11 protein-coding genes and 1 pseudogene are annotated in these 21,994 nt (G+C 60.2%); 7 read left to right on the forward strand and 5 right to left on the reverse strand.

Annotation, left to right across the window (positions count from 1 at the left end):
* Window positions 1-70: 70 nt before the first annotated feature.
* Both IPM84_18305 and IPM84_18310 read right to left on the reverse strand, forming a co-directional pair.
* Entirely contained in the window at window positions 71-5,650 is a 5,580-nt protein-coding gene (locus IPM84_18305; GenBank protein MBK9094680.1) for a hypothetical protein, read from the reverse strand.
* Window positions 5,647-6,714 (reverse strand): DUF11 domain-containing protein, encoded by a 1,068-nt coding sequence (locus IPM84_18310; protein MBK9094681.1) that lies wholly within the window; start codon window positions 6,712-6,714, stop codon window positions 5,647-5,649. Before IPM84_18310 ends, IPM84_18305 begins: the two co-directional genes overlap by 4 nt.
* 764 nt (window positions 6,715-7,478) lie before the next feature.
* Here IPM84_18310 and IPM84_18315 point away from each other — a divergent pair.
* Window positions 7,479-8,967: pseudogene (locus IPM84_18315) on the forward strand (NAD(P)/FAD-dependent oxidoreductase).
* A gap of 38 nt (window positions 8,968-9,005) precedes the next feature.
* Here the strand turns inward: IPM84_18315 and IPM84_18320 are convergent.
* The 3 genes from IPM84_18320 to IPM84_18330 form a co-directional block, all read right to left on the reverse strand.
* Entirely contained in the window at window positions 9,006-10,346 is a 1,341-nt protein-coding gene (locus IPM84_18320) for a HAMP domain-containing histidine kinase (protein ID MBK9094682.1), read from the reverse strand.
* Complete coding sequence (locus IPM84_18325; GenBank protein ID MBK9094683.1) at window positions 10,336-11,028, reverse strand: response regulator transcription factor; 693 nt, start codon at window positions 11,026-11,028, stop codon at window positions 10,336-10,338. Before IPM84_18325 ends, IPM84_18320 begins: the two co-directional genes overlap by 11 nt.
* Window positions 11,029-11,234: 206 nt before the next feature.
* Complete coding sequence (locus IPM84_18330; protein ID MBK9094684.1) at window positions 11,235-11,777, reverse strand: hypothetical protein; 543 nt, start codon at window positions 11,775-11,777, stop codon at window positions 11,235-11,237.
* A 404-nt stretch (window positions 11,778-12,181) separates the two neighbouring features.
* On the opposite strand from IPM84_18330, the gene IPM84_18335 reads away from it, so the two are divergent.
* From IPM84_18335 to asnS, 6 genes are all read left to right on the forward strand, one after another.
* The gene (locus tag IPM84_18335; GenBank protein MBK9094685.1) at window positions 12,182-16,159 is read left to right on the forward strand and encodes a PD40 domain-containing protein; all 3,978 of its coding nucleotides are present in this window, start codon (window positions 12,182-12,184) and stop codon (window positions 16,157-16,159) included.
* 195 nt (window positions 16,160-16,354) lie between these two features.
* The gene (locus IPM84_18340) at window positions 16,355-17,683 is read left to right on the forward strand and encodes an HlyC/CorC family transporter (GenBank protein MBK9094686.1); all 1,329 of its coding nucleotides are present in this window, start codon (window positions 16,355-16,357) and stop codon (window positions 17,681-17,683) included.
* A gap of 11 nt (window positions 17,684-17,694) precedes the next feature.
* Window positions 17,695-18,921, forward strand: coding sequence for a class I SAM-dependent methyltransferase (locus IPM84_18345; protein MBK9094687.1), 1,227 nt, complete (start codon window positions 17,695-17,697; stop codon window positions 18,919-18,921).
* A 16-nt stretch (window positions 18,922-18,937) separates the two neighbouring features.
* Window positions 18,938-19,699 (forward strand): TdeIII family type II restriction endonuclease, encoded by a 762-nt coding sequence (locus IPM84_18350; protein ID MBK9094688.1) that lies wholly within the window; start codon window positions 18,938-18,940, stop codon window positions 19,697-19,699.
* A 46-nt stretch (window positions 19,700-19,745) separates the two neighbouring features.
* The gene (locus IPM84_18355; GenBank protein ID MBK9094689.1) at window positions 19,746-19,943 is read left to right on the forward strand and encodes a hypothetical protein; all 198 of its coding nucleotides are present in this window, start codon (window positions 19,746-19,748) and stop codon (window positions 19,941-19,943) included.
* 701 nt (window positions 19,944-20,644) lie between these two features.
* A complete protein-coding gene (asnS, locus tag IPM84_18360; protein ID MBK9094690.1) occupies window positions 20,645-21,985 on the forward strand; it encodes an asparagine--tRNA ligase in 1,341 nt (446 codons plus the stop codon).
* The last annotated feature ends 9 nt before the right edge of the window (window positions 21,986-21,994 follow it).

Here is a 21,994-nt window from a genome sequence, read left to right on the forward strand (position 1 = left end):
GCTCGCCGTGATGCTGGTCGAACCCAGGTGTCATCATCATAGCACAATTTGATGCTCAATCAGACAGAGATCACTGTTGGATTTGCGGTCCTATTTGGATGGCTTCCCAGTCCTTGACCCATGGCCTATAGCTGGCTGCGATCTCTTGGCAAACTTCTGAACCGGAATCCCAACACAAAAACCTGGTAAACTGGTCTGCTGGGCCAGGCTGCTTAAATATAAGAGATGCAGTGGGAAAGTTCGGCGTGACAACGGGTGGTTGCCTGGTATTCATCTCGAAATAAATCGTGCCCCAGGCAAAGATGCCTTGAGTGGGAAACAACAGATCCAGATCGAGTTGTGGGCCGCCCACGCTAACCAATCCGTATCTTGCGCTGTAAAGATCAGGTTCTCCAAAACAAGCGATCACCTCGGCGATTGTTGGTTTCATCGGCTGAAAAAACCGGAGAGCAACACTGTCCAATCTGGCGGCGCTAATATCAGCTTGATATTCAACTTGCATGATCTTCCAAGAAACCGATACTTCATCACCATCTCCTATCGAGAAAACACTAATGTCTTCACGCGGGATCTGATAAGTAGTGCTGATCCACGTCAGCAAATCATCCACCGTGAACTCTCTACCTATTTGTGTCCGCAATTCCGAGCTGACCATTTGTTTGCAGCTTGGAGTTTGAGCGAAAAAGGCATTACAGGAGGAAAGAGATAGCGCCAGAAGCAGGAAAACAGGACAAGATATTGCTTTCATCGCCACCCCTCCAGAAGCGCCTGGATTCGACCCATTTGTACGCTCAATGCAGAGGTAGAGATCTTTTAGATACTTGATATCACCTGCTCCGTAAGTGGGGATGAAAACGCCACCGGCACCCACGTTTCCAAACACCCAAACTGTCACCGCTTCGGCCCAGATATCCCACGAATCTGGATAGACCCTGACCCCTGCTCCGATACCGGCGGCATACTTGGTCAGAGGGGGCTCACTCCAGGCGCTGGAGAAACGTCCATAGGTCACCGCTGTTTGACCATACATGGTGATCGTGCCGATCTGAATGTTGCTATGCCAATCAATGACATGCGCCAATTCATGCACGACGGTGTGCATGAGCCAGGTGGCATCATGTACGGTATTGGGTATGTTCACAGTGTCGGTACCTGGTGGCAAGGCACAGGGGTGCCCGGAACACGATCCTGGTTTGATCCTGGCGCCGCCGCCGAGCAGCCTCTGCAGTTGGGCCAATCCTCCGCTGAGCTTGTTGCCGAAGCGCACAATGCCGGTGGCCATGGGGATGAGTTGAGTGGCAAAATCCCAGGCGCCCAGAATCGTGATGCCGGCTTCGCCCACGGTCTCGCGCAGGATTTGCTCATCCTCGAATTCAGGATCGCCTGCAATGCCGAACCAATTTCCGCCGGTGTGGCCGTGCGCCTTGTACCAGCGGTCTTTCCAACGCCATTCTTCTTGCCAGCAGGTTACGTCACCGGCCGCGCAGGCCGCATAGCCTGAGGGATCAACGAAAACGGTGGGATTATTCAGGGCATAGCTGTATCTGTTCAGATTCTGCGGATTTCCTGCATTGGGGATCAGCGTATCCGCGCTGATGAACCGCGCCAGCGTCGGGTCGTAGTATCTGGCGTTATAGAAATACAACCCGCCCGCCACCTCGTCCAGCACCTGCCCGGTGAAGCGGCGCTTCGTCGGCGTCGCTTCATAGGGCGTCCCGCGACTCTCCCCCCACGGCTTGTACCACAACTCCGCCTCGCGCACACCGCTGGCGCCATTGGCCGTCACCGTCGTGCTACCCAGGTGATCGCGCAACAGCCAGTACAACACCCCCGCCACGCGCACGGCCACCCGCTGACCGTTGAAATAGTAGTATTTCGTGTGCGTCGTCGCGCCGCCAGCCACCTTCTTCTCGTACAGGTTGCCGATCGTGGTGACCGTCTCCCCGTTCATCACGCTCTTGACACGGTTCCCATCCGCGTCATACACGAAGCTCGCGGTCGCCGCCCCGCTGACACTGACCAGGCGATTCTCGTCATCATACGTCAGGGTGTAGGTGTTCCCCCCGATCGTGCGCCTCCGCATGTTGCCGTTCTGATCGTAACAGTAACTGCTGCCGTTGCTTGTGCTTACCACCGCATGCTTCTTCACCAACGCACCTTCCGGGCAACTGCCCGCCTGCGCCACTCCGTAGCTGTACGTCCCCTGCCCCGTCTTGCTGATCAGGTTCCCCGCGTTGTTGTAGCTGTAGCTCTCATCGTACACCCAGCTCCCGGTCCCATCGTCGTAGCCCGCGCAAATCGCATCACCCGTGAAGCCGCGCAACAACCGATCCAACCCGTCGTAGCTGAAGCACTGCCGCTGACCGTTGTTGCGCGCATCCACGATCCAGCGCACATTGCCGGCCGTATCGTAGCCATACGTCAAGTCCTGCAAACTGCTGGCATTCGCCGACGTTCCTGCCTTGACCTGCTGCAGGCGCCCCAGTCCGCCGCTCGCTGTCCAGGGATGGTAGGTGATGCCAATCTGCACCACCGGATTGTTGTTGTTGCTCTGCTTGCCCAGCTTCAACTGCGTCAGCCTCCCGGCCTCATCATACACCGCATTCCCGCTGCGCACATAATCCACACTGCTGTACATCCGCGCCGGCAGCCCCTGCGTCGTGTACGCCAGGTTGACCGTCTCCGCACTCTGGGTGGGGTAAATCAGTCTCCGCACCCGGTCCGCCGAATCATAGGTGTAACCGAGGGTGTACGCCTCCCCATCAATCGTGTGCGTTTCCGCCGTCACCCGGCCGCGCTTGTCGTATGTCCAACTCGCGCTGTTGTTGACATCGCCGCCCACATATGCCCTCATCCCGGTGCGCCGCCCCTTGCCGAACTGCGTGGCCCCATCGGACGCATCATAGCTGTAATCGGCCAACACCATCCCGCTGCTGCTGCCGCTCTGCCATTTCTGCGTCAGCCGGTTCAGTCCGTCATAGCCAAACCCTATCGTGACATTCCGCGCATCGGTCTGCGCCACCAGGTTCCCGGCCGTGTCGTAGGTGTAACTCCACGCACCCATGTCCGGATCGTTCATGCTCATCTTGCGCCCCAACAGATCGTACGTGATCGTGGTCACCGCCCCATCCGGCCCGGTCATCTGCACCAGCCGATCCGCCACGTCGTAGGCGTAGGTCGTCAGGCCGTTCGCGTTCGCATTCCAGGCCGGCGTCGGGCACGTGACCGTGTTGCTGCCCACCTGCCCCAGATACTCCTTGACGCTCGCCAGCCGCCCCCACGCATCGGTCTCCGTAAGCGCCTGCAAGTACCTGTAGGTGATATCGTTGCCCTGGATCGTGCTCTGCTCACGAATCACCGCGGTCTGCCGATTCTGATAGAACGTACAGGTCTTGCTGCCATCCGCCTGCGTCACCCGCGTCACCCGCCCCAACCGATCGGACGTTGACTGCGTCGCGGCCAGCCCACTCCAGTTCACCGCCTGGTACGTCACTCCGCTCACCGTCGCTGTGTAGGGCGCCGAACTGGCTGCCAGGTTGCCCAACCCATCGTAACGCTGGCTCACCAGGCTCCACTGGCTGCCGCTATACTCCTTCTGCACCTGCCGCACACGCCCCAACCCATCGTAGAACGTGCGCTCCTCCAGGTAGGTCGCACTCGCACTGGCGTCGCCGTTGCCGTCATCGCGCAGCAAATGTCGCTGCACATACAGCCCCTGGTCCGTCGTGTAGACGATCTTCTCCGTCGCCGGGTTGCTGAACCCCGCCCCCGGCTTACGCACCTCCGTCAGCCGGCCAAACGTATCGTAGGTGTAGAACGTGACCGCCTCGTTGGCGTCGGTCTCGCTCTGCACCTGTCCCACCAGCCCGCTGCCCCCCGCCGTCGCATTCATGCCGTAGCGCGTGGTGGTCGTCGTCAGCGTCGCGCCGCCGCCCGCGCCAGGACTGGTGATCTGGGTCATCGGGTAGGTCTTGAAGGTCGCATCGTACGTGGTGGTTGTCGTCGCGCCGGCCGCGTTGGTCTCGTCCGTGCGGTTGCCGGTGGTCGGGTCGTAGCTGTAGGCGACGCTGCGCACCCAGTCGGCCTGGCTGGCGCTATCGCAGGTCTTGGCCTGCCACACCTCCTTCAACTGCCCGGCCGTCGGCGCCTGGTTGTACGCCGCATAGCCGCTGTAGTTGTCGTAGATGGTGCGCGTCTGCCCCTGGCATGTCCCGCTTTCGCTCCCCGCGAACAGCTTCTCCTCCGCCACCCGATTGACGATGTAGGTCGTGCCGTCATTGCGTGGGGAATAGACCCGCTTGATCGTTCGGTATGGTATCGTTGGCGCGGCCTCGCTGTATAGCCGGGTCAACAGCAGATTGCCATACGCCGCATCGTAGGTGAAGACGCTCCTGGTGTAACGCAGCGGCGGGTTCGTCCCGTTCGGGTCCGCCACATAGTCGGTCTTGTCTTGCGGATAGACGAAAGTCATCCCGCCCGGCGTACCCACGCTGGTCTCATTCCAGGTCTGGTCGCTGCGCGCCAGCAAAGTGCCGCCGGAACCTGCACGCGTCTCTGTCTTGTACAACCTGCCCTTCCAGCGGTGCTGGTTGGTCGTGGTGTGGAACCATTGCTTCAGCCGCGTGTCCGGCTGACCGCTGCCGATCAAGGCCCCGCTCCCCACCTGGATGGCCTCCGCCTGACCGAACCCGCCCGCCTCATCATCCCAACTGCTATTGTCGTACACGTATTGCGTCACGATGTCGGGATCGCTCCCGCCCCCGCGCCACCACTCCTGCTGCACCACCATTCCGCCGCTCGAACCGCCGTACGTAATCTCCACCCGTCCCTGGTAGCCGTTGTTCACCGTCACCATGTGCCCATCCGTCGTGCCGCTGCCGTAGGTGTAGCTGGTTGGCGGTAGCGCACTGCTGCCGGTTCCATAGCGCGTGATCGTGCTCAAGTACAGCCGGCTCTGCGACGGCGCCGTCGGGTTGATGAACGTCGTCATGCCCAACACCAGTTTGTGCAGCAGCGTGTTGTTGGCCATTACCTCCACCCGCTGCAGGTATTTCCGTGTCCAGAAAACCTGGTAGCCGGTCTCGTCGAAGTGCTCGGCCCGGTCCTCCCGGTTCTGATAGGTCAGCTTCAGCTTGAAGGCGCCGTTTGGCCCATAGCTGATCTCCTTCACCCGCACCGCACGCACCTGGATGAGCTCATCATTGGTGGAGTTGCGGGTCGAACAGTCTGCTGGCTGGGACTCCGCCTGCCGTGTGCCTTCATAGTCATAGCTGAACGTCAGACGATTAGGCGTCGTTGGCGTGGTGTCGCGCACCTCGGTCAACACCCACTTGGTGAAGCGATGCACCACCCGCATCTCCTCGGGCTCCCAGTCGCCGCCGCTGCAGTCGCGTATGTATAACGCCGGCTCGAAGTGATAGGTGATGCCGCTTTCGGTCGTCACCTCCCAGACCAGGTTGTCTCGATTGTACAGCCCGGATGTAGCCGGCAGATCGATCGTCCCGAAGGGATTGTTGTATTCAAAATACTCCATGACCGGATAGTCAGGGTTGGAAGCGGTCGGCCGGCGGATCTTCAGGAAGGGGTCCTGCGCACTGTAGAAGTACCCGCCGTGTTCTTCCAATTCGTGGGTGATGCCGTCGAGGGTCAAAGCGTAGTGATTAGTTGTCTTTGTTCCTGTTCCACGCTCGTTGGCAACACCACCCAACGCCCGTCGGCCGCATCCTGGAAGAACAGCGAAGCGCCCGGCGGCCAGGGTGTTTGCTCATCGCCGGCTGCCGGATCGCGATAGCGCAGCGTCAACCCCACCGCAAACTGCGTCACCGGCAGCCCCGAGATCTCCGTGGCGCTCAACTCGAACAAGAAAACGAGATTCGCCGGCTGATCGGGATCGCTCTCGTGCGGCGTGTAGCGCAGCATGGTTGGTGTACTGACCGCTCCGGCCGGAATGGTGAGCACCACCCGCCCATCGCGGCTCTGCAACCGGCTCTCCTGGTCAGGCATCGCCCACACCTCATCCAGCCCCGGCCCCGGCGTCCAGGTGGCCGTCGGCGTCGGCGTACACCCCTCATCATCCTGGCAGGATGACGGTGTGGCCGTCGGCGTTGGCGTCGCCGTCGGCGTCCAGGTGGCGGTCGGCGTTGGCGTACACTCCTCATCATCCTGGCAGGGCGGTGGTGTGGCCGTCGGCGTCGGCGTACACTCCTCGTCCTGGCAGGGCGGTGGTTCTTCCGTGGCCGTCGGCGTGGCGGTCGGCGGCTCGGCCGTGGGCGTCGGCGCACAGTCCTCGCCCAGGCAGGGCGCCGCGGTGATTGTGATCGCCGCACTGGCCTGCACTCCCGCGCCCACCAGGGCCGCGGTGTTGGTGATGACCTGGCCGCTGACCTCCGCCAGCGCCTGCGCCTGGAACGTGCCGGTCAGCGTCGCGCCCGCAGCCAGTTGACCGATGGCCCATTCCAGCCGGCGTTCGGCCTCAACGTAGCTGAAATTCCCCTCGCCGGCCGGCCAGTAGGCCAGCTCCAGCGGCAGGGTGTCGCTCACCACCAGCCCGCTCAGGTCGCGGTCGGCCAGGGTGTTGGTGATGACCACCGTGTAAGTCACCACCCCGGCCGGCTCCACCTGTGGCGGCGCCGCAGCCAGCGTCAACTGCACGACCGCAGGTGCCGGCGTCGCATCGGGATCGGAAATGAGATCGAAATTGGGATCAGGGGACATGAGTTTAGTAGCGGTATTTATCTGGGGGGGGGGTAGCAGCAGCCGCCGTGGAAAAGAGCAGACTGCACACCACCAGCAGATGAACCAACGACGACAGGCGCGGCGCGAGCCGGCCGCGAACAGAAGGTCGGGAGGAGAGAGGAGAGAAAGTAGAAGATAGAAAAGAGAAAGTAGTAGATAGAAAAGAGAAAGTAGTAGATAGAAAAGAGAAAATAGAAGAGCGGCGTAACATAACAACAGACTCCTTTCGTGCAGCAATCGAAACGGATGGGGTCAGGGACATTTTCCTGACTGCTGAAGGAGGTCGCGGGCGGGAGAGAGAACTCACGCCAGGGACTTCCGGCGGCGAGAGACGACTCGGAAGGCGGGGGGCAGACTTGTGGCTGATTACAGCATAGCACGACCGCGGCGATCTGTCAAGAGGCAAAATTCGGGGACAGCAATTCCGAATTGGGCGGACGATTGACCACAAGGAACGCATAGAACACAAAGCAACGGCAGAAGATTCGCAGATTGGCGGCGTCTTTGCGCTCTTTGTGTTCTATGTGGCAAAAGTCCGCCCAGCCTTCTCTGCCACGAATTTCACTAATTTGCACGAATTTCAGGGTCTTTTCGTTTCGATTCGTGTAATTCGTGGCAAAAATCGGGCTGATTGCGCCACTCGTGGTAGATCACGGCGATGGCGTCGGGAGTGATGCCATGGCCGCTTGCACGGCGCTGTTATTCTGTGCTATGATTAGGCATGAGGTGGGCGCGTTGTGAGCATGCATGGGTTTGGCGACGGACAGGCAGAAGGCCGTCAGTTTGTGGTGTTGGGCGCTGGGCCGGCCGGGTTGAGCGCGGCTTTCGAACTGACTCGTCTCGGCCAGCGGCCGCTCGTGCTTGAAAAGCGCGACAAAGTGGGCGGGCTGGCGCGCACGGAACAGTACCACGGCTTTGCCTTCGACATGGGCGGCCACCGTTTCTTCAGCAAATCACCCGTGGTCAACGCGCTCTGGCGCGAAATCCTGGGTCAGGACTTCCTACACCGGCCGCGGCTGTCGCGCATCTTCTACCGTCACCGTTTTTTCCACTATCCGCTCAAACTGGGCAATGCGCTGTGGAACCTGGGGCCGCTGGAAGCGCTGCTGATCGTGCTCAGTTACGCGTTGGCGGCTCTTTCCCTATCCACGTGAGGACACCTTCGAGGAGTGGGTCACCAACCGCTTTGGACGGCGCCTGTTCGAGACCTTCTTCAAGACCTACACCGAGAAAGTGTGGGGCATCTCATGCCGGGAGTTGAAGGCGGAGTGGGCGGCGCAGCGCATCAAGAACCTATCGCTGCCGACCGCGCTCCTGAGCATGGTGGTCAAGCCGGGTGGGACCGTGACCTCGTTGATCGAGGCGTTCGATTACCCGCGGCGCGGCCCCGGTATGATGTGGCAGGCGCTGCAGGCGCGCATCGAGCAGGCGGGCGGGGTCATCCGCCTGAACGCCGACGTACAGCAGATCTTCACCAGGGGTGGGCGCATCAGCGGTGTGTTGGTGGCCGCTAACGGGCAGGAAACCCTGATCGAGGGCACCGATTTCATCTCCAGCATGCCGCTGAGCGAATTTGTGCGCAAGCTGAACGCGGCGCCGCCGGAGGTTGTGGCCGCGGCGGGCCAGCTCAAGTACCGTGACTTCCTGTTAGTGGGCCTGATCGTAGCCGAACCCAATCTGTTTCCGGACAACTGGATTTACATGCACGATCCAAGCGTGCGGGTGGGGCGCATTCAGAATTTCGGCAATTGGTCGCCCGACATGGCGCCGGAGCCGGGCATGAGCAGCCTGGGCCTGGAATACTTCTGCAATGAGGGCGATGCGCTGTGGAACACGCCCGATGCGGAGCTGATCGAGCTGGCAAAACGAGAGTTGGAGCAGAGCGGGCTGGTGCGTCAGGCCGATGTGGTGGATGGCTGCGTTTTTCGCGTGGAGAAGTCCTACCCGGTTTACGATAGTCGTTACCGTGATTGCCTGGCGCAGGTGCGTGCATTCATGGACAGCCTGCCGAACTTTCAGCCCATCGGTCGCAATGGCCTGCATCGCTACAACAATCAGGATCACGCCATGTTGACCGGCCTGGCCGCGGCGCGCAACCTGGCCCTGGGTGAGCGCAACGACCTGTGGCGCATCAACGCCGACCCGGAATATCATGAAGAGGCGCCAGGGCAGGGAGCGGGTGACAAGCCGGCCGGTACGATCAACGGCAACGCCGCGCGCGCTGGGGGCTGACCGCCAGCCGCGGCGGGCGCCGGCCTTGCCAGCCCGTGTCAGGATTGGGTGGCGATTGGCAGGGTAAAGGTAAAGGTGCTGCCGCGGCCCGGCTCGCTGCTGGCGGTGACCGTGCCGCCATGCGCCAGCACCAGTTGTTTGACGATCGCCAGCCCCAGCCCGGCCCGGCCGGTCTGGCTGCTGTGCAGGCGGTCGGCGCGGTAGAAGCGGTCGAAGACGTGCGGCAGATGTTCGGGCGCGATGCCGCTACCGGTGTCATGGACCGCGACCCGCACGCTTGCTGCCTCAGGCTGCGCCGTCACCGTAATGACGCCGCCGGCCGGTGTGTGGGCAAAGGCATTTTGCAGCAGGTTACGCAGCACCTGTCCCACGCGCTCACGATCCGCGTCCACCTGGGGCAGATCGCTCGGCAGGTCCACCAACAGAGTGACACCCTTCGCATCGGCTGGTGGCCGCAGCATGCCCATCGCCTGCTCGACCAGCCCGACCAGCGCCACAGGTTGTCGCATCAGCGTCAGGCGTCCGGCTTCTGCCTGCGCCAACTCTTGCAGGTCGGCCACCAGGCGGCTGAGCAGCATCGTCTCCTCGTACAAGCTGTCCACCAACGCCCCATCAGTGCTCACCAGGCCATCGCGTGCCGCGTCCAAATAGCCGCGCAGATTGGTCAACGGGGTGCGCAGCTCATGCGCCACGTCGTTGACCATATTGCGCCGCAGTTGTTCCTGCTGGCTGAGGCTGCCAGCCATCGCGTTGAACGCATGCGCCAGTTGCCAGATTTCATCGTCTGTTTCAACTTGCACCCGTGTACTGAGATCGCCCTTTTCCATGCGGCGGGCGGCGGTCGTCAGGCGCTGCACCGGCCGCAAGATGCGACCGGATAGCACCAGCGTGACCGCCACCGCGGCCAGGCCGGCCAGCAGCGCACTCAGCAGCAGCGAGCGGTTGAGCGCGGAGAGGAAGGCGGTATCGGCCTCGCGTGGGCCGGTCAGCGGGCCGAGGTAGAGGGAACCGACGCGTGTGCCGCCGGCCACCATGATCGCGGCCGGCGGCGGCCAGTTGCCATGCACCGGTTGACCGATCAGCGCCCGCTCAGAATCGGCCACCACACGATCGCGCTGATCGGTCACCACGACGCGTTCATCGGTGAACTGCGCCAGACGGTCCACTTCGGCCTGGGCGTCGCTCCAGCCCTGGTTGACCGTAAAGGAGCGTGCCAAAACGAAGGCGAAGCGCCGATTGGTCGAGGTGCCGCCGCTTTCAACGTAGCGTTGAAATTCACCGGTCGTGCGCTGGCGCGCCACAATGGCCGTCACGCTGATCGCAATCAGCACGACGAGGATGATGGCAAGCAGCAGACGCACGCGCAGGCTATGCAGCATGATGCCCCTCGAAGCGGTACCCAAAACCGGGTACGGTCATAATATAGCGCGGCGTCCCCGGCTGCGGCTCGATCTTGCGCCGCAAATTCATGATGTGTACGTCCACCGTGCGTTCGATCCCGTCATAATCGAAACCAAAGGCACGATCGAGCAACTCCGAACGGCTGAACGCGCGGCCAGGTTCACGCACCAGTGTTTCCAGCAAGCGGAACTCGGTGGGCGTCAGGCTGACCGGTTGCCCGTGCGCAGCCACCTCGCGCCGCACCAGGCTGATGGCCAGATCGCCAAAGTGCAGCTCGCCGTTCGTGTCATCATCGGGCAGGGTGCGCCGCAGCACGGCGCGAACCCGTGCCACCAGTTCACGTGGATTGAAGGGCTTGGTCAGGTAGTCGTCGGCGCCGAGGTCAAGGCCCAGGAGCTTGTCTTCATCGGTGGCGCGCGCGGTGAGCATGATAATCGGAACGCGTGAATCGGCCCGCAGCAGCCGGCAGACATCGGTGCCGTCCAGCTCAGGCAGAAACAGATCGAGCACGATCAGGTCGGGCTGCTGACTGCGTGCAATCTCCAGCGCCTCCTGCCCGTCGAACGCCGGTAGGACGCGGTAGCCTTCCTTCCTCAAATAGAGCGACACGAGCTGCACAATTTTTTTGTCGTCATCAACAACCAGGATAGTTCGATTCATCATCTGGGACTTATTTCCGGATTCGTGTGGCGTGCGGGCTTTTTCGCCTGGAGTTGTCGTCGGGGTATCTGGGCGGCCAATACTGACAGGGGAGCGTAGCCAGTAGCCACGCCCCCCTGCGGTTTATGCGAACAATGGGATGTTTTTGGCGACCCAACCGGTGTCAGGGGCGTTCGGCAGGTCGCCTTTTATCCGCTGACCTCCGGTCAGGACGATGTGCCTGTGGCCGGAGCCAAAGGAGTGGTGGTTGACGGGGCAAACAGCCCGCCGCCAAAACCATGCATGCCGCCGCGGTGACCACGTCCGCCGAAGCCGCCCCTGGGCATGTAGCCCTGGGCCAGCCCCTGCAGGAGCCAGTCAGCCTGTGCTTGCGTCATGGCGCCATCCTTGACAGCCTGCGCAATCTGATCCTTCATTGCCTGCGTGCGGGCAGCGTCAATCGCGTCCTGCACCTTCTGAATGTCCACACCCTGCGCGGTTGCAACTTCCTGCAACGTCTTGCCGCTGTGCAGTTGTTCGAAGAGCTGCGTCGGCGTCAGATTGAGCGCCGCGGCCGTCGCATCGAAGGTGGCCGTGGAGCCATCACAGCCGAAGCCGAAGCCATGGCCAAATCTATAGCCGTTCGGCACGGTTGGGGTTGTCGCCGCCGGCGGGGTGACCGTCTGCGCCAGCGCCCCGCCTGCCGTCACGACGCCGATTGCCACGACGAGCGCCAAAACGCCCATCACCATCACGATTTTCTTGATCATCTATGAACCTCCTGGGTCATGTCTCTGAACGGAAGCGGTCGGGGAATCAGCAACCGTCAGTTCAAGTGTAGCAGGGGGCTGTTAAGATTTAGTAAAGGAAAAGTTGGGATGGTGTTGTATGCTGCAAGCGGGAATAGACTTCACTTTTCCGCCTAAGGGGTCAGGCGCAATTCGTGCCCGCTTGCAGTATATGCTGCAAAAACATTTCCTCTGGACAACCTTGATTCATTGACCCAATTTTACCCCGCTCGCAAGCCCAGGTCAAGCTTTGTGAAAGCGCAAGTTGGCAAGTTGGCAAGTTGGCAAGTTAGAAACCGGGACATTGACAGGGACGCGTCACCGATGTTATACTGCGCCCAGGTTCCGTATCGGTTGCCCGCCTCTGTCCCGAAAGGAGAGATCTCATGAACCACCCATTATCTGCGAGTCGCCTGCTATCGGCTCTGTTTCTGCTGATGGCCGCGTGCCTGGCTGCAACAACCGGCTCACCACTGCGTTCGGCCGCCGCCCCTCCACCTCCGCCACACATGCTGACGCCGCCTCTGGAGGAAAGTCCGTTTCGCGTCACGGGTCCATCCGTCACAATGCCATCAGACGGCCTTCTACCTGATGATTTGACTGCCACCAGTAAAATCGTTTTTCAATCGTACCGCGACAACAATTGGGAAATCTACGTGGCGCGGGGCAATGGCGGCTATCCCGTGCGTCTGACCTATGACGCGGCCCCCGACCTGGCGCCTCGCTTGAGTCCGGCCGCGCTGCAAGTCGCGTTCACGTCACGGCGCACCGGCACTTACGAAATTTTCGTGGCAAACGTGAACGGCAGCAACCTGCGGCAAGTCACGCCCAATGGTGGGGATGACGCGGGCGCAGCCTGGTCATTTGATGGAACTCGTTTTGTGTACGAGAGCTATGTCAACGGCCAGTGGGATGTATTTGTCATAAACGTAGATGGCAGCAACCCACAACGCCTGACCAATTCGCCAGACTACGATGGTACGGCCGCCTGGTCGCCCGATGGGACAAAAATCGCCTTCACGTCGCGCCGAAGCGGCGAGCTGGGAGTCTGGGTGATGAACGCGGACGGCAGTGGGCAGACGCGGCTTTCGACACAGCCTTCGGCTGAAAATCCTGCCTGGTCGCCTGATGGGACGAGAATTGCCTATGACGCGGACAGCGACGGCGATACCTGGCACGAAATCTGGGTCATGAACGCCAATGGCAGCAATCCACGGCGTCTGTATCGTCCTGAGGATGAGAAGACGGATGCCTGGGTTGGCAGTTGGTCGCCGGACGGTCGCTATATCGCTTTCATGTACATCTCCTGGATCGAATATGAGGGCCAATGGTATTGGACGAGTTCGCGGCTCAGGGCGCTGGATAGCGTTCAATTCTGGGCGCCGCCAACCGGTCTTGGCAGCGGTGTTCGCGACTGGCGCCCCGACTGGCAAGGGCTTGATCTGACCGCGCCCACGTCGAGCGTGCTGCCGCTTCCGTCACAATCCCCCTACGCGTTCACCGTTCGCTGGTCTGGCAGCGATCAAGGCCGCTCGGGCATCTTGAACTACGTGGTACAGGTGAAGGATAATGACAATGGGTGGAATGTCTGGCAAGACAGGGTAACAGCCACGTCGGCTGTTTTCATCGGGGACGGCGGTCATGTGTATAGTTTCCGCAGCCAGGCGAACGATCGTGCTGAAAATACCGAAGACTGGCCGACCATGCCCGACGCAATCACAACGGTAGAAGCATTGGCGCCGGTCACTTCCGTTGATCCCCTACCCGTTTACCGGCGCAATGGTAGTGTCATTAGCTGGAGCGGCACTGATCCGGGAGGCTCTGGAATTCATACGTACGATGTCCAGTATCAATTGCTGAGCCATTCCGATGAATCGCTTAGTCCGGATGCATGGACTAACTGGCTGGTTGGCACAACAAGCCCCGCAACGTTATTCACCGGAATACCTGGTCGAACCTATGCGTTTCGCTCGCGCGGGCTTGATCGCGCGCACAACCAGGAAGAATGGCCTCCAGGAAACGGCGATGCAAGTACAACGATGTACACGTGGGCAATCATCGGCACAGTAAAAGACAACCGTGGTGTGCCGATCGTTAACGCAACGATCACAACCATGCCCAGGGCGTTCAGAGGATTCGTTAGTGATGAAAACGGTCGCTTTCAAACCTATGTTGACGAAACCAATCCATTATATGCCGTTTCGTGGAATAAGGCGGATTATGGTGTCCTGCCAACCACCAATTACAACAGTTTTCGCGATGTCACACTCGAAGCGATATTGCCACCGCCCGACCAATCCATGGGCAATGGAAGTTTCGAGGCGCAAAATCTGGCGCCCTGGCAAACTTCGACAGAGTTGCCCGCTGCGTTAGCGTCACAGCAGCACATCGGGGAGAAAGCCGCCCTATTGGGCTGCTCGCCTTTACAACTCTCGGCTCCCCACCGCATCTCTGCAAACTCCGCAAACCCAGCGTACCCATCTATGGAGATGGACAGCAGTGGTGTCCTACACGTCGTGTGGATGGAAAGTGCCAATTCTATCAGCGAGGTCTCTTATGTACAGCGTCGTCCAGATGGTTCATGGTCAACCGTAACTAATGTCTCAAATACACCGGGATCAGCACTGCAGCTACAAATGGCACTCGATCATCACGGTGGTACCCACGTTGTCTGGACTGAGGCCGCAAATAATCGAGTCGCAATTTATTATAAGGCCAGATCCCCGGCGGGTGTCTGGGGTGCCACAGAGAACGCATTGCTAGCCGCGAACCTGCCCGATGCCTCATCGCCGCAGTTGGCAGTGGCGCCCAATGGAACGATCCATCTGGTGTGGTTTTCCAGCACCACTACTTACAATGATGCCTTCTATGCCTATCGTGGTACGGACGGCGGCTGGTCTGCTGTTCAGAATATCTCTCAGACATATGGGTCTGGACATGAGATGAAGATCGCGTTGGCGGCGAATGGCTCTCTCCATGTTGCGTGGAATGACACTGGTGAGAGTGGTTATTTTTCTGTTTATTATCGCCAGCGACGCAGCGATGGGCAGTGGCTGCCAGTGCAAAAAGTGTCAACGAATTCGATGTCACATGCCCATCCCTTTGATATGTCGGTTGATTTTGAGACAACAGTCCACCTTGTGTGGGCGCAGAGCGGGGGCAATCTCATATACACGAAACGCTGGGTTAACCAGGATTGGCTACCGCCAGTCGCAATCACAAATGCAACGGTGATGTCTTATCCTGCCATTGTAGCCGATCGGTCCGGCGTCGCTCATGTCGTTTGGCCTAGCTCTAATAATGGGGTGTTCAGAGTGTATTACATGCGCCAGGATGGTGCGAACTCGTGGACTACGCCGGTTGCGATTTCCGAATCACAACCGGTTGACTACTTTCCTATTGGCATCACGCAAGATCAACAGGATCATCTCCATGTCATTTGGTTGGGGAGTTTCGCAGACACTTTGCATCTTTATTACGTGCGACAGGATGATGAAGGGGCTTGGGCCGCGCCGCTCGCAGCGTCACCTGGCAATTATGACGTCAGAGAGCATGTGCTAAGGATAGATTCGTCAGGTGCAGCTAACCTTGTTTGGTCGGATAGTTTACAGAACGACCTGTTTTACACGGGCGCGCCTCTCGCCACTCAGACCGGTAATGCCACCCTGAGCCAGACGGTTACGGTGCCTGTCACCATGACGACAGCGACGCTTTCCTTCTTCTACAAATTGGGCGCGACGGCGCCGGCCGGAGATCGTTGGCTAAGTGTAACGGCCAACGATGGCATCAACACCACAACGATCTTCTCGACAACCAACCCCGCCGCCGAGTGGACTCATCGCTGGTTTGGCCCCTTGCCCTGGACCGGCAAGACTGTCACCCTGAGCTTCAATCTGCACGAAACTGCCGGGCGCCCCTGCGCGTGGGCTTACCTGGATGACGTGAGTCTCGGCTCAGCCTACCCCGATCTGTGGCTTAGCCTGGCAGGCCCTGCCAGCACAACCCCAGGCGCCACGTTGATTTACACCATGACCTACGGCAACCGCGGCGGCGCCACAGCCGCCGGCGTGACGATAAGCGACACGCTGCCCGCCGGCCTGACCTTCATTCGTGCCAACCCGCCGCCAAACGCAGGGACGCCCGCGCTGACCTGGAATCTCGGCAACCTGGCGGCGCGCAGCGGACCGTTCACGATCATGATTGAAGCGCGGGTGCCCCCCACCGCTACTACGGGTAGCCTGATCAACCTCGCGACCGCGGCTACCATCACGCCGGAGATCGAGCAAGGTAACAACACCGCCGCGATGACAACCACTCTGACCAGCAAGATCTTTCTACCAATCTACGTGCGCACCAGGCGATAAATTCCAACGCTAGCCCTGCCAATGAACACCGCCCTTTGATCAATGACGGTTGAGCCCCCGACTCAGCCGTCGCGTTGGGCTCCCCTTCTCCCCTTCTCCCCTTCTCCCCTTCTCCCCTTCTCCCCTTCTCCCCTTCTCCTCTGCTATGGTATAATAGCGCCGTTGCTTGCCCATCCCTGTTGCTCTATTGAACTAATGGATACTGGATTCTCCTTTTTCTTCCCACGCTTGCTGGCCGTAGCGGCCCTGGTTGCGGCTAACGGCTTCTTTGTCGCGGTTGAATTTGCCCTGGTGACGGCGCGCCGCGGGCGGCTGGAGGCTCAGGCGGGCGCCAATAATGAGGCTGTGCGCACGGTATTGAAGATGCAGAACGATACCGATCTCTACATCGCCGCTGCGCAGCTCGGCATCACGATTGCCAGCCTGGCCCTGGGCTGGATTGGCGATGTCACCATCGCGCAGATGGTCGAGCCTGGAATCTCGCACCTGGTTGGCGCACGTTGGGGCGAAGGCGTCGCCATCGGCATCGGCACGGTGGTCTCGTTTTCCCTGGTGACCTTCATCCACATCGTGCTCGGCGAACAGGCGCCCAAAACCTTTGCCATTCGCAACCCGGAACGCGCCGCGTTGATGTCTGCCCGCATCATGGACGCATTCACGCGCATCTTTCGTCCTGTCATCTGGCTGCTGGACGGCGCCACCACGCTGGTGCTACGTCTCTTTGGCGTCGCAGGCGCCAGCGGGCATCACTCGGTCTACTCGGCGGACGAGCTAAAAATGCTGGTGCGCGAGAGTCAGGCTGAGGGCGTGCTGGAACAGACGCAAGAAGAGATGCTGGTGCGCGTGTTCGAGTTTGGCGAACGCGATGTCAGTGAGGCGATGATCCAGCGTACCGACATCGTGGGCATCGAACGGGCCGCCACGCTCGATGATCTGTTGCACGTCTTCAGCGTCGCGCGCCACTCCCGCTTCCCGGTCTACGGTGGCGACCTGGACAACATCGTGGGGGTGGTGGCGATGAAAGATGTCCTGATGGCCCTGGCCGTGGGGCCGCAGGCACGCACGCGCACCCTGGCCGAACTGGGCATCATCCATCCGGCCCACTTTGTCCCTGACAGCCGCAAAGTAGGTGACCTGTTCAACGAGATGCGCAAACAGAAAATTGGCATGGCGATTGTGATTGACGAATACGGCGGCACGGCCGGCATCGTCACCGTGGAAGAGTTGGTGGAAGAGGTGGTGGGCCGAGTCACCGATGAGTGGGTGACGGACGAGTCCACCGTCGTCACGGTGGCCGCAGGCGTGTTCGAGGTCAGTGCGCAGGCGCGCGTGGACGACATCAACGCCCAGTTGGGACTCGACCTGCCGGAGCTGGACGACTACGAGACACTGGCCGGCTTCATCCTCTATCAGTTGCACCACATTCCGCACGCCGGCGAGGAAATCAGCTACGACAACGTACACTTCACCGTCCTGCAGATGCGCGGGCCGAAGATCGAGAAGGTGCGCGTAGCGAGACAATAGCAGGTGGAATGATGTTATCAACCAGAGAAGAACAACGAGTTGTCTTGTACGCGACCACGGATGAGCCGACCGTGTCGAGCAGCGTAACGCCGGATACGCCGTTGAGTGAGTTGAATCTGAACTGGCACGAGCGTGATTTACCCGAAAAATTGCGTACGCGCCATGTTCATCGCCTGCATCCCTATCTCGGTAAATACATCCCGCAATTGGTCGAGGTATTTCTCAGAAAGTATTTCAGCCCAGGGCAGACAGTGCTCGATCCATTTTCAGGTTCAGGCACCACGTTGGTGCAGGCCAACGAGCTGGGCGTCAACGCCATTGGCTATGACGTCTCGGCTTTCAATGCGCTCCTGGCCACAGCAAAAACCAAGCATTACGATCTAAAAATTGTGCGCCAGGAGATCCTGGACATTCTGAACGCTTCACAACAGGTCACTCAGACCAGCAGCTTGCAGCTCTCCTTGTGGAGCGCAACTGGCAACGGTAACGGACATGGGCCGGTTTCATCCAGTGGCTATCTTCAGCGCTGGTTTGCGCCGCAGGCGCTAAAAGAATTGCTGGCTTACCGCGATCTGATTCAGAATTATCGGAATCAGGAGATTCTGAAAATCATCCTTTCACGGTCGGCACGGTCGGCGCGGTTGACTACTCATTTCGACCTGGATTTTCCGAAGGCTCCACAGACAGAGCCGTACTGGTGCTACAAGCACAGCCGCACCTGTATGCCCACAACGACGGCCTATCAATTCTTGAAGCATTACAGCCTGGACACCATAGCTCGATTAGAGGAATTCGCGGGCCAACGTACCGACGCAACTGTGATCATCAAGCACGAAGATAGCCGGTTGGCCGATATTCCTCCTATAGATGGTGTCATTACCAGCCCACCGTATGTCGGCTTGATTGATTATCACGAACAGCATCGCTATGCCTATGAACTGCTCCGACTTCAGGATAAGAGTGAGTCAGAAATTGGCGCGGCTAAGCGAGGCTCCAGTCAAAAGGCGCAACGCACCTACCAGGAGTCCATTGCAGAGGTTTTCCGCCGCGCCTGTGGAGCCATGCCGGCAGGTGGTATCTTGATCGTCGTGGCCGGCGACAAATTCGGGCTGTATGATGAAATTGCCAGGCTGTGTGGGGTTGAAGTCGAGGCCGTGCTCAAGCGCCATGTGAACCGCCGTACCGGACGACGATCGAGCGAATTCTACGAATCGGTGTTTGTGTGGCGAAAACCGTGAGTCCGTGGAGACATCAATGAATCCGAACACGCACCAGGCGGTTTATGACCTGCTCAAGAATTTTGCACAGCAGTCATTCAAGCGATATGGCGTAAAAGAAATCGAAGAACTCAAACGGGCCTACCCATTTCATAAGCTATTCCTGGACGATGCAGGCTTGATCGCAGCCAAACGAGAGCGTTCCGCCGTGACGAAGATGGGAATGTTACTATTCCCTCGTCTGGCGAAATGCATCGCGAGCGAGCATTATCAGCAAGTGGCTGTGGAGCACAAGATCGAGGGCCTTCTCAGAAAGTCTGCGACAGACGCGATTGCGAGAATTGCCCGCGAACTGCGGTCAGGTCAGCGCCGTCCCAACCACGCGGCCGAACTGGCCGAAGTCCTGCGTGTTGATGACGATAGCGACCACGAGACGGTAAAAGTGCGAGTTATCGCGGATCTTTTCATCGGCGATTTCGGCACAGGCCCGCTCTTCGTTGAGATCAAGACATCAAAGCCAAACCTGGATATCGGCGCCCAAACAAAACAGAAGATGCTAACATTCTTAGCATTGCGCTCTCAGGACAACCCACAGGCCTACCTCGCTTTCCCATACAACCCCTATTCGACGCGGGCAAACTACAAACACGGCATGACCAAGAAGATCATGGATGTGCGGGATGAAATACTGATTGGGGAGGAATTCTGGGATACAATAGGCAGCACGGGGACATTCAATCAACTGCTTGAAGTGATCGAGGAAGTGGGCAGCGTTCTGCGCAAAGAGCGCGAGCTGTAGGAACCCGACCAGCGTCTGTAGGCGACCGAATCCAGAGGAAACTCTTATGAAACCATTGGACATCAATGAAGTGCAAGCCTTTACTGAGCAGCGCATCGCCGATTGGGATCAGCGTCGAATCGGAATGCTCAACATGCTGAGTCTTGACACGTTGCTGTCGCCGCACCCCTACTCCTTCGTGACTGAACGGTCACGATCGGCGGGAGATGTCATCAGCATGGCGCTCGCGCACTCAGGCGGGTGATTGGGGCCAGGGACGACCATCGGCTGTACCGGGTATTGATCTGGAGTGTTCCAGCAACGGTATCTCATTCCTGGTAAGCATCATGCCGTACTGCACTGCTGACAGTGACCTGCAAATCCGGGTTCGTGAACAGGCCCTACGCAGGCGCGCAGGCGCATCAGGGTGCAGCCGACAATGGTCTGCTCGGTAAGCGGACAGTGGGGTTATCTCGGTCGTCGGTTCGTTTGCTCATCGGGGGATGAGATCTCTATCGCGCCATCGTCCAGCCAATTGCAGCTCAAGTCAAAACGTGTCGAGGATCATTCGCCCAAGAGCACGCCCGCATCGTGAATCGTTTCACCCACCAATTCATCGAACGCTTCTGCGACGAAAGCGGCGCGATTGATTGGGTGAAACTGGTGGAATTCAACAGCGGCAACCCCCCCGCGGCCCCGGGGGGGGGAAGCACCGCCCCCGCGAGCAAGCCGGGGCCGGGGGGCCCCCGCCGCCGGGGCGCCGGGGGCCCCCGGCGGCCCGCGCCCCCCCCGCGGCGGGCGCGGGGGGGGGGGGGGAACCAACCCCCCCCCCCCGCAGACCCCCGCCCCGGGGGGCCCCCCCGGCCCCCGCGCCGGCGGGGCCGCCGCGGGCCCGCCCGGGGCGGATTTCTCGCGCCCGTGTACCGGGTGCATGAATCGAACATTCCAACCTGCGAGGAGAGAGCTATGTCCATCGTTCGTATCGAGAACTTGAAAGACCATGTTGGCGCGGCGGTCACGCTGCGCGGCTGGCTGTACAACAAGACCGACAAGGGCCGCCTGCAATTCCTGCAGGTGCGCGACGGCAGCGGCATCTGCCAGGCGGTGGTCTTCAAGAAGAATGTCAGCGAGGCCGTGTTCGACGCGGCGCGGCGCCTGACGCAGGAGTCCTCGCTGATCGTCAGCGGCACGGTGCGCGCCGAAGAACGTGCGCCCGGCATCCCCGGCGGCTTCGAGCTGGATGTGACCGACCTGGAGGTGGTTCAGATTGCGGCCGATTACCCCATCAGCCCCAAGGAGCACGGCGTCGAGTTCCTGATGGACAACCGCCATCTGTGGCTGCGCTCCAGCCGCCAATGGGCCATCATGCGCGTGCGCGCGACCATCATCAAGGCCATCCGCGCCTGGCTGGACGACCACGGCTTCATGCTGGTGGACACGCCCATCCTGACGCCGGCGGCCGGCGAGGGCACGACGACCCTCTTCGAGATTGACTTTCACGGCACGCCGGCCTTCCTGGCGCAGACCGGCCAGCTCTACAACGAAGCCAACATCTTCGCGTTCGGCCCGGTCTACTGCTTCGGCCCTACTTTCCGCGCGGAAAAGAGCAAGACGCGGCGCCATCTGCAGGAGTTCTGGATGGTGGAGCCGGAGATTCCTTTCTGCAAGCTGGAAGAACTGCTGGAGATCGAAGAACAGTTTGTCAGCTACATCGTGCGGACGGTGCTGGCAGAGCGCGCCGTCGAGCTAAAGGTGTTGGAGCGCGACATCAGCCATCTGCAAAAGGTGACGGCGCCGTTCGAGCGCCTGCACTACGATGAGGCCGTGGCTATGATCAACGCGGCCGCGGCGCAGGGCGTCACCGTGCCGCCCAACGATGATCCGCTGACCACCATTGCCTGGGGCGACGACTTCGGCGCGCCGCACGAAACCTACCTGACGATGCAGTTCGAGAAGCCGGTCTTCGTGCATCATTTCCCCACCGAGGTCAAGGCGTTCTACATGGAACCGGAGCCGGACCGGCCGGAGGTCTGCCGCAGCGCCGATCTGCTGGCGCCTGAGGGCTACGGCGAGATCATCGGCGGCAGCGAGCGCATGAGCGATCCGGCCAAGCTGATGGCCGCCATCGAGAAGCACAAGCTGCCGGCCGACGCCTATGACTGGTACATCCAACTGCGCCAGTTCGGCTCCGTACCCCACAGCGGCTTTGGCCTGGGCGTCGAGCGCACCGTCGCCTGGATTTGCGGCCTCGATCATGTGCGCGAAACCGGCGCCTTCCCCCGCATGTTGAACCGCTTGCAACCGTAGGCTCTTGAC

It is taken from the genome of Candidatus Amarolinea dominans (assembly GCA_016719785.1).
Classification (GTDB): Bacteria; Chloroflexota; Anaerolineae; order SSC4; family Amarolineaceae; genus Amarolinea; species Amarolinea dominans.

Coding starts and splice junctions, on each gene's coding strand:
- IPM84_18330 (MBK9094684.1), bottom strand. CDS start 11,777: ATGATCAAGAAAATCGTGATGGTGATGGGCGTTTTGGCGCTCGTCGTG.
- IPM84_18320 (MBK9094682.1), bottom strand. CDS start 10,346: ATGCTGCATAGCCTGCGCGTGCGTCTGCTGCTTGCCATCATCCTCGTC.
- IPM84_18325 (MBK9094683.1), bottom strand. CDS start 11,028: ATGAATCGAACTATCCTGGTTGTTGATGACGACAAAAAAATTGTGCAG.
- IPM84_18350 (MBK9094688.1), top strand. CDS start 18,938: ATGAATCCGAACACGCACCAGGCGGTTTATGACCTGCTCAAGAATTTT.
- IPM84_18340 (MBK9094686.1), top strand. CDS start 16,355: ATGGATACTGGATTCTCCTTTTTCTTCCCACGCTTGCTGGCCGTAGCG.
- asnS (MBK9094690.1), top strand. CDS start 20,645: ATGTCCATCGTTCGTATCGAGAACTTGAAAGACCATGTTGGCGCGGCG.
- IPM84_18345 (MBK9094687.1), top strand. CDS start 17,695: ATGTTATCAACCAGAGAAGAACAACGAGTTGTCTTGTACGCGACCACG.
- IPM84_18355 (MBK9094689.1), top strand. CDS start 19,746: ATGAAACCATTGGACATCAATGAAGTGCAAGCCTTTACTGAGCAGCGC.
- IPM84_18335 (MBK9094685.1), top strand. CDS start 12,182: ATGAACCACCCATTATCTGCGAGTCGCCTGCTATCGGCTCTGTTTCTG.
- IPM84_18310 (MBK9094681.1), bottom strand. CDS start 6,714: ATGTCCCCTGATCCCAATTTCGATCTCATTTCCGATCCCGATGCGACG.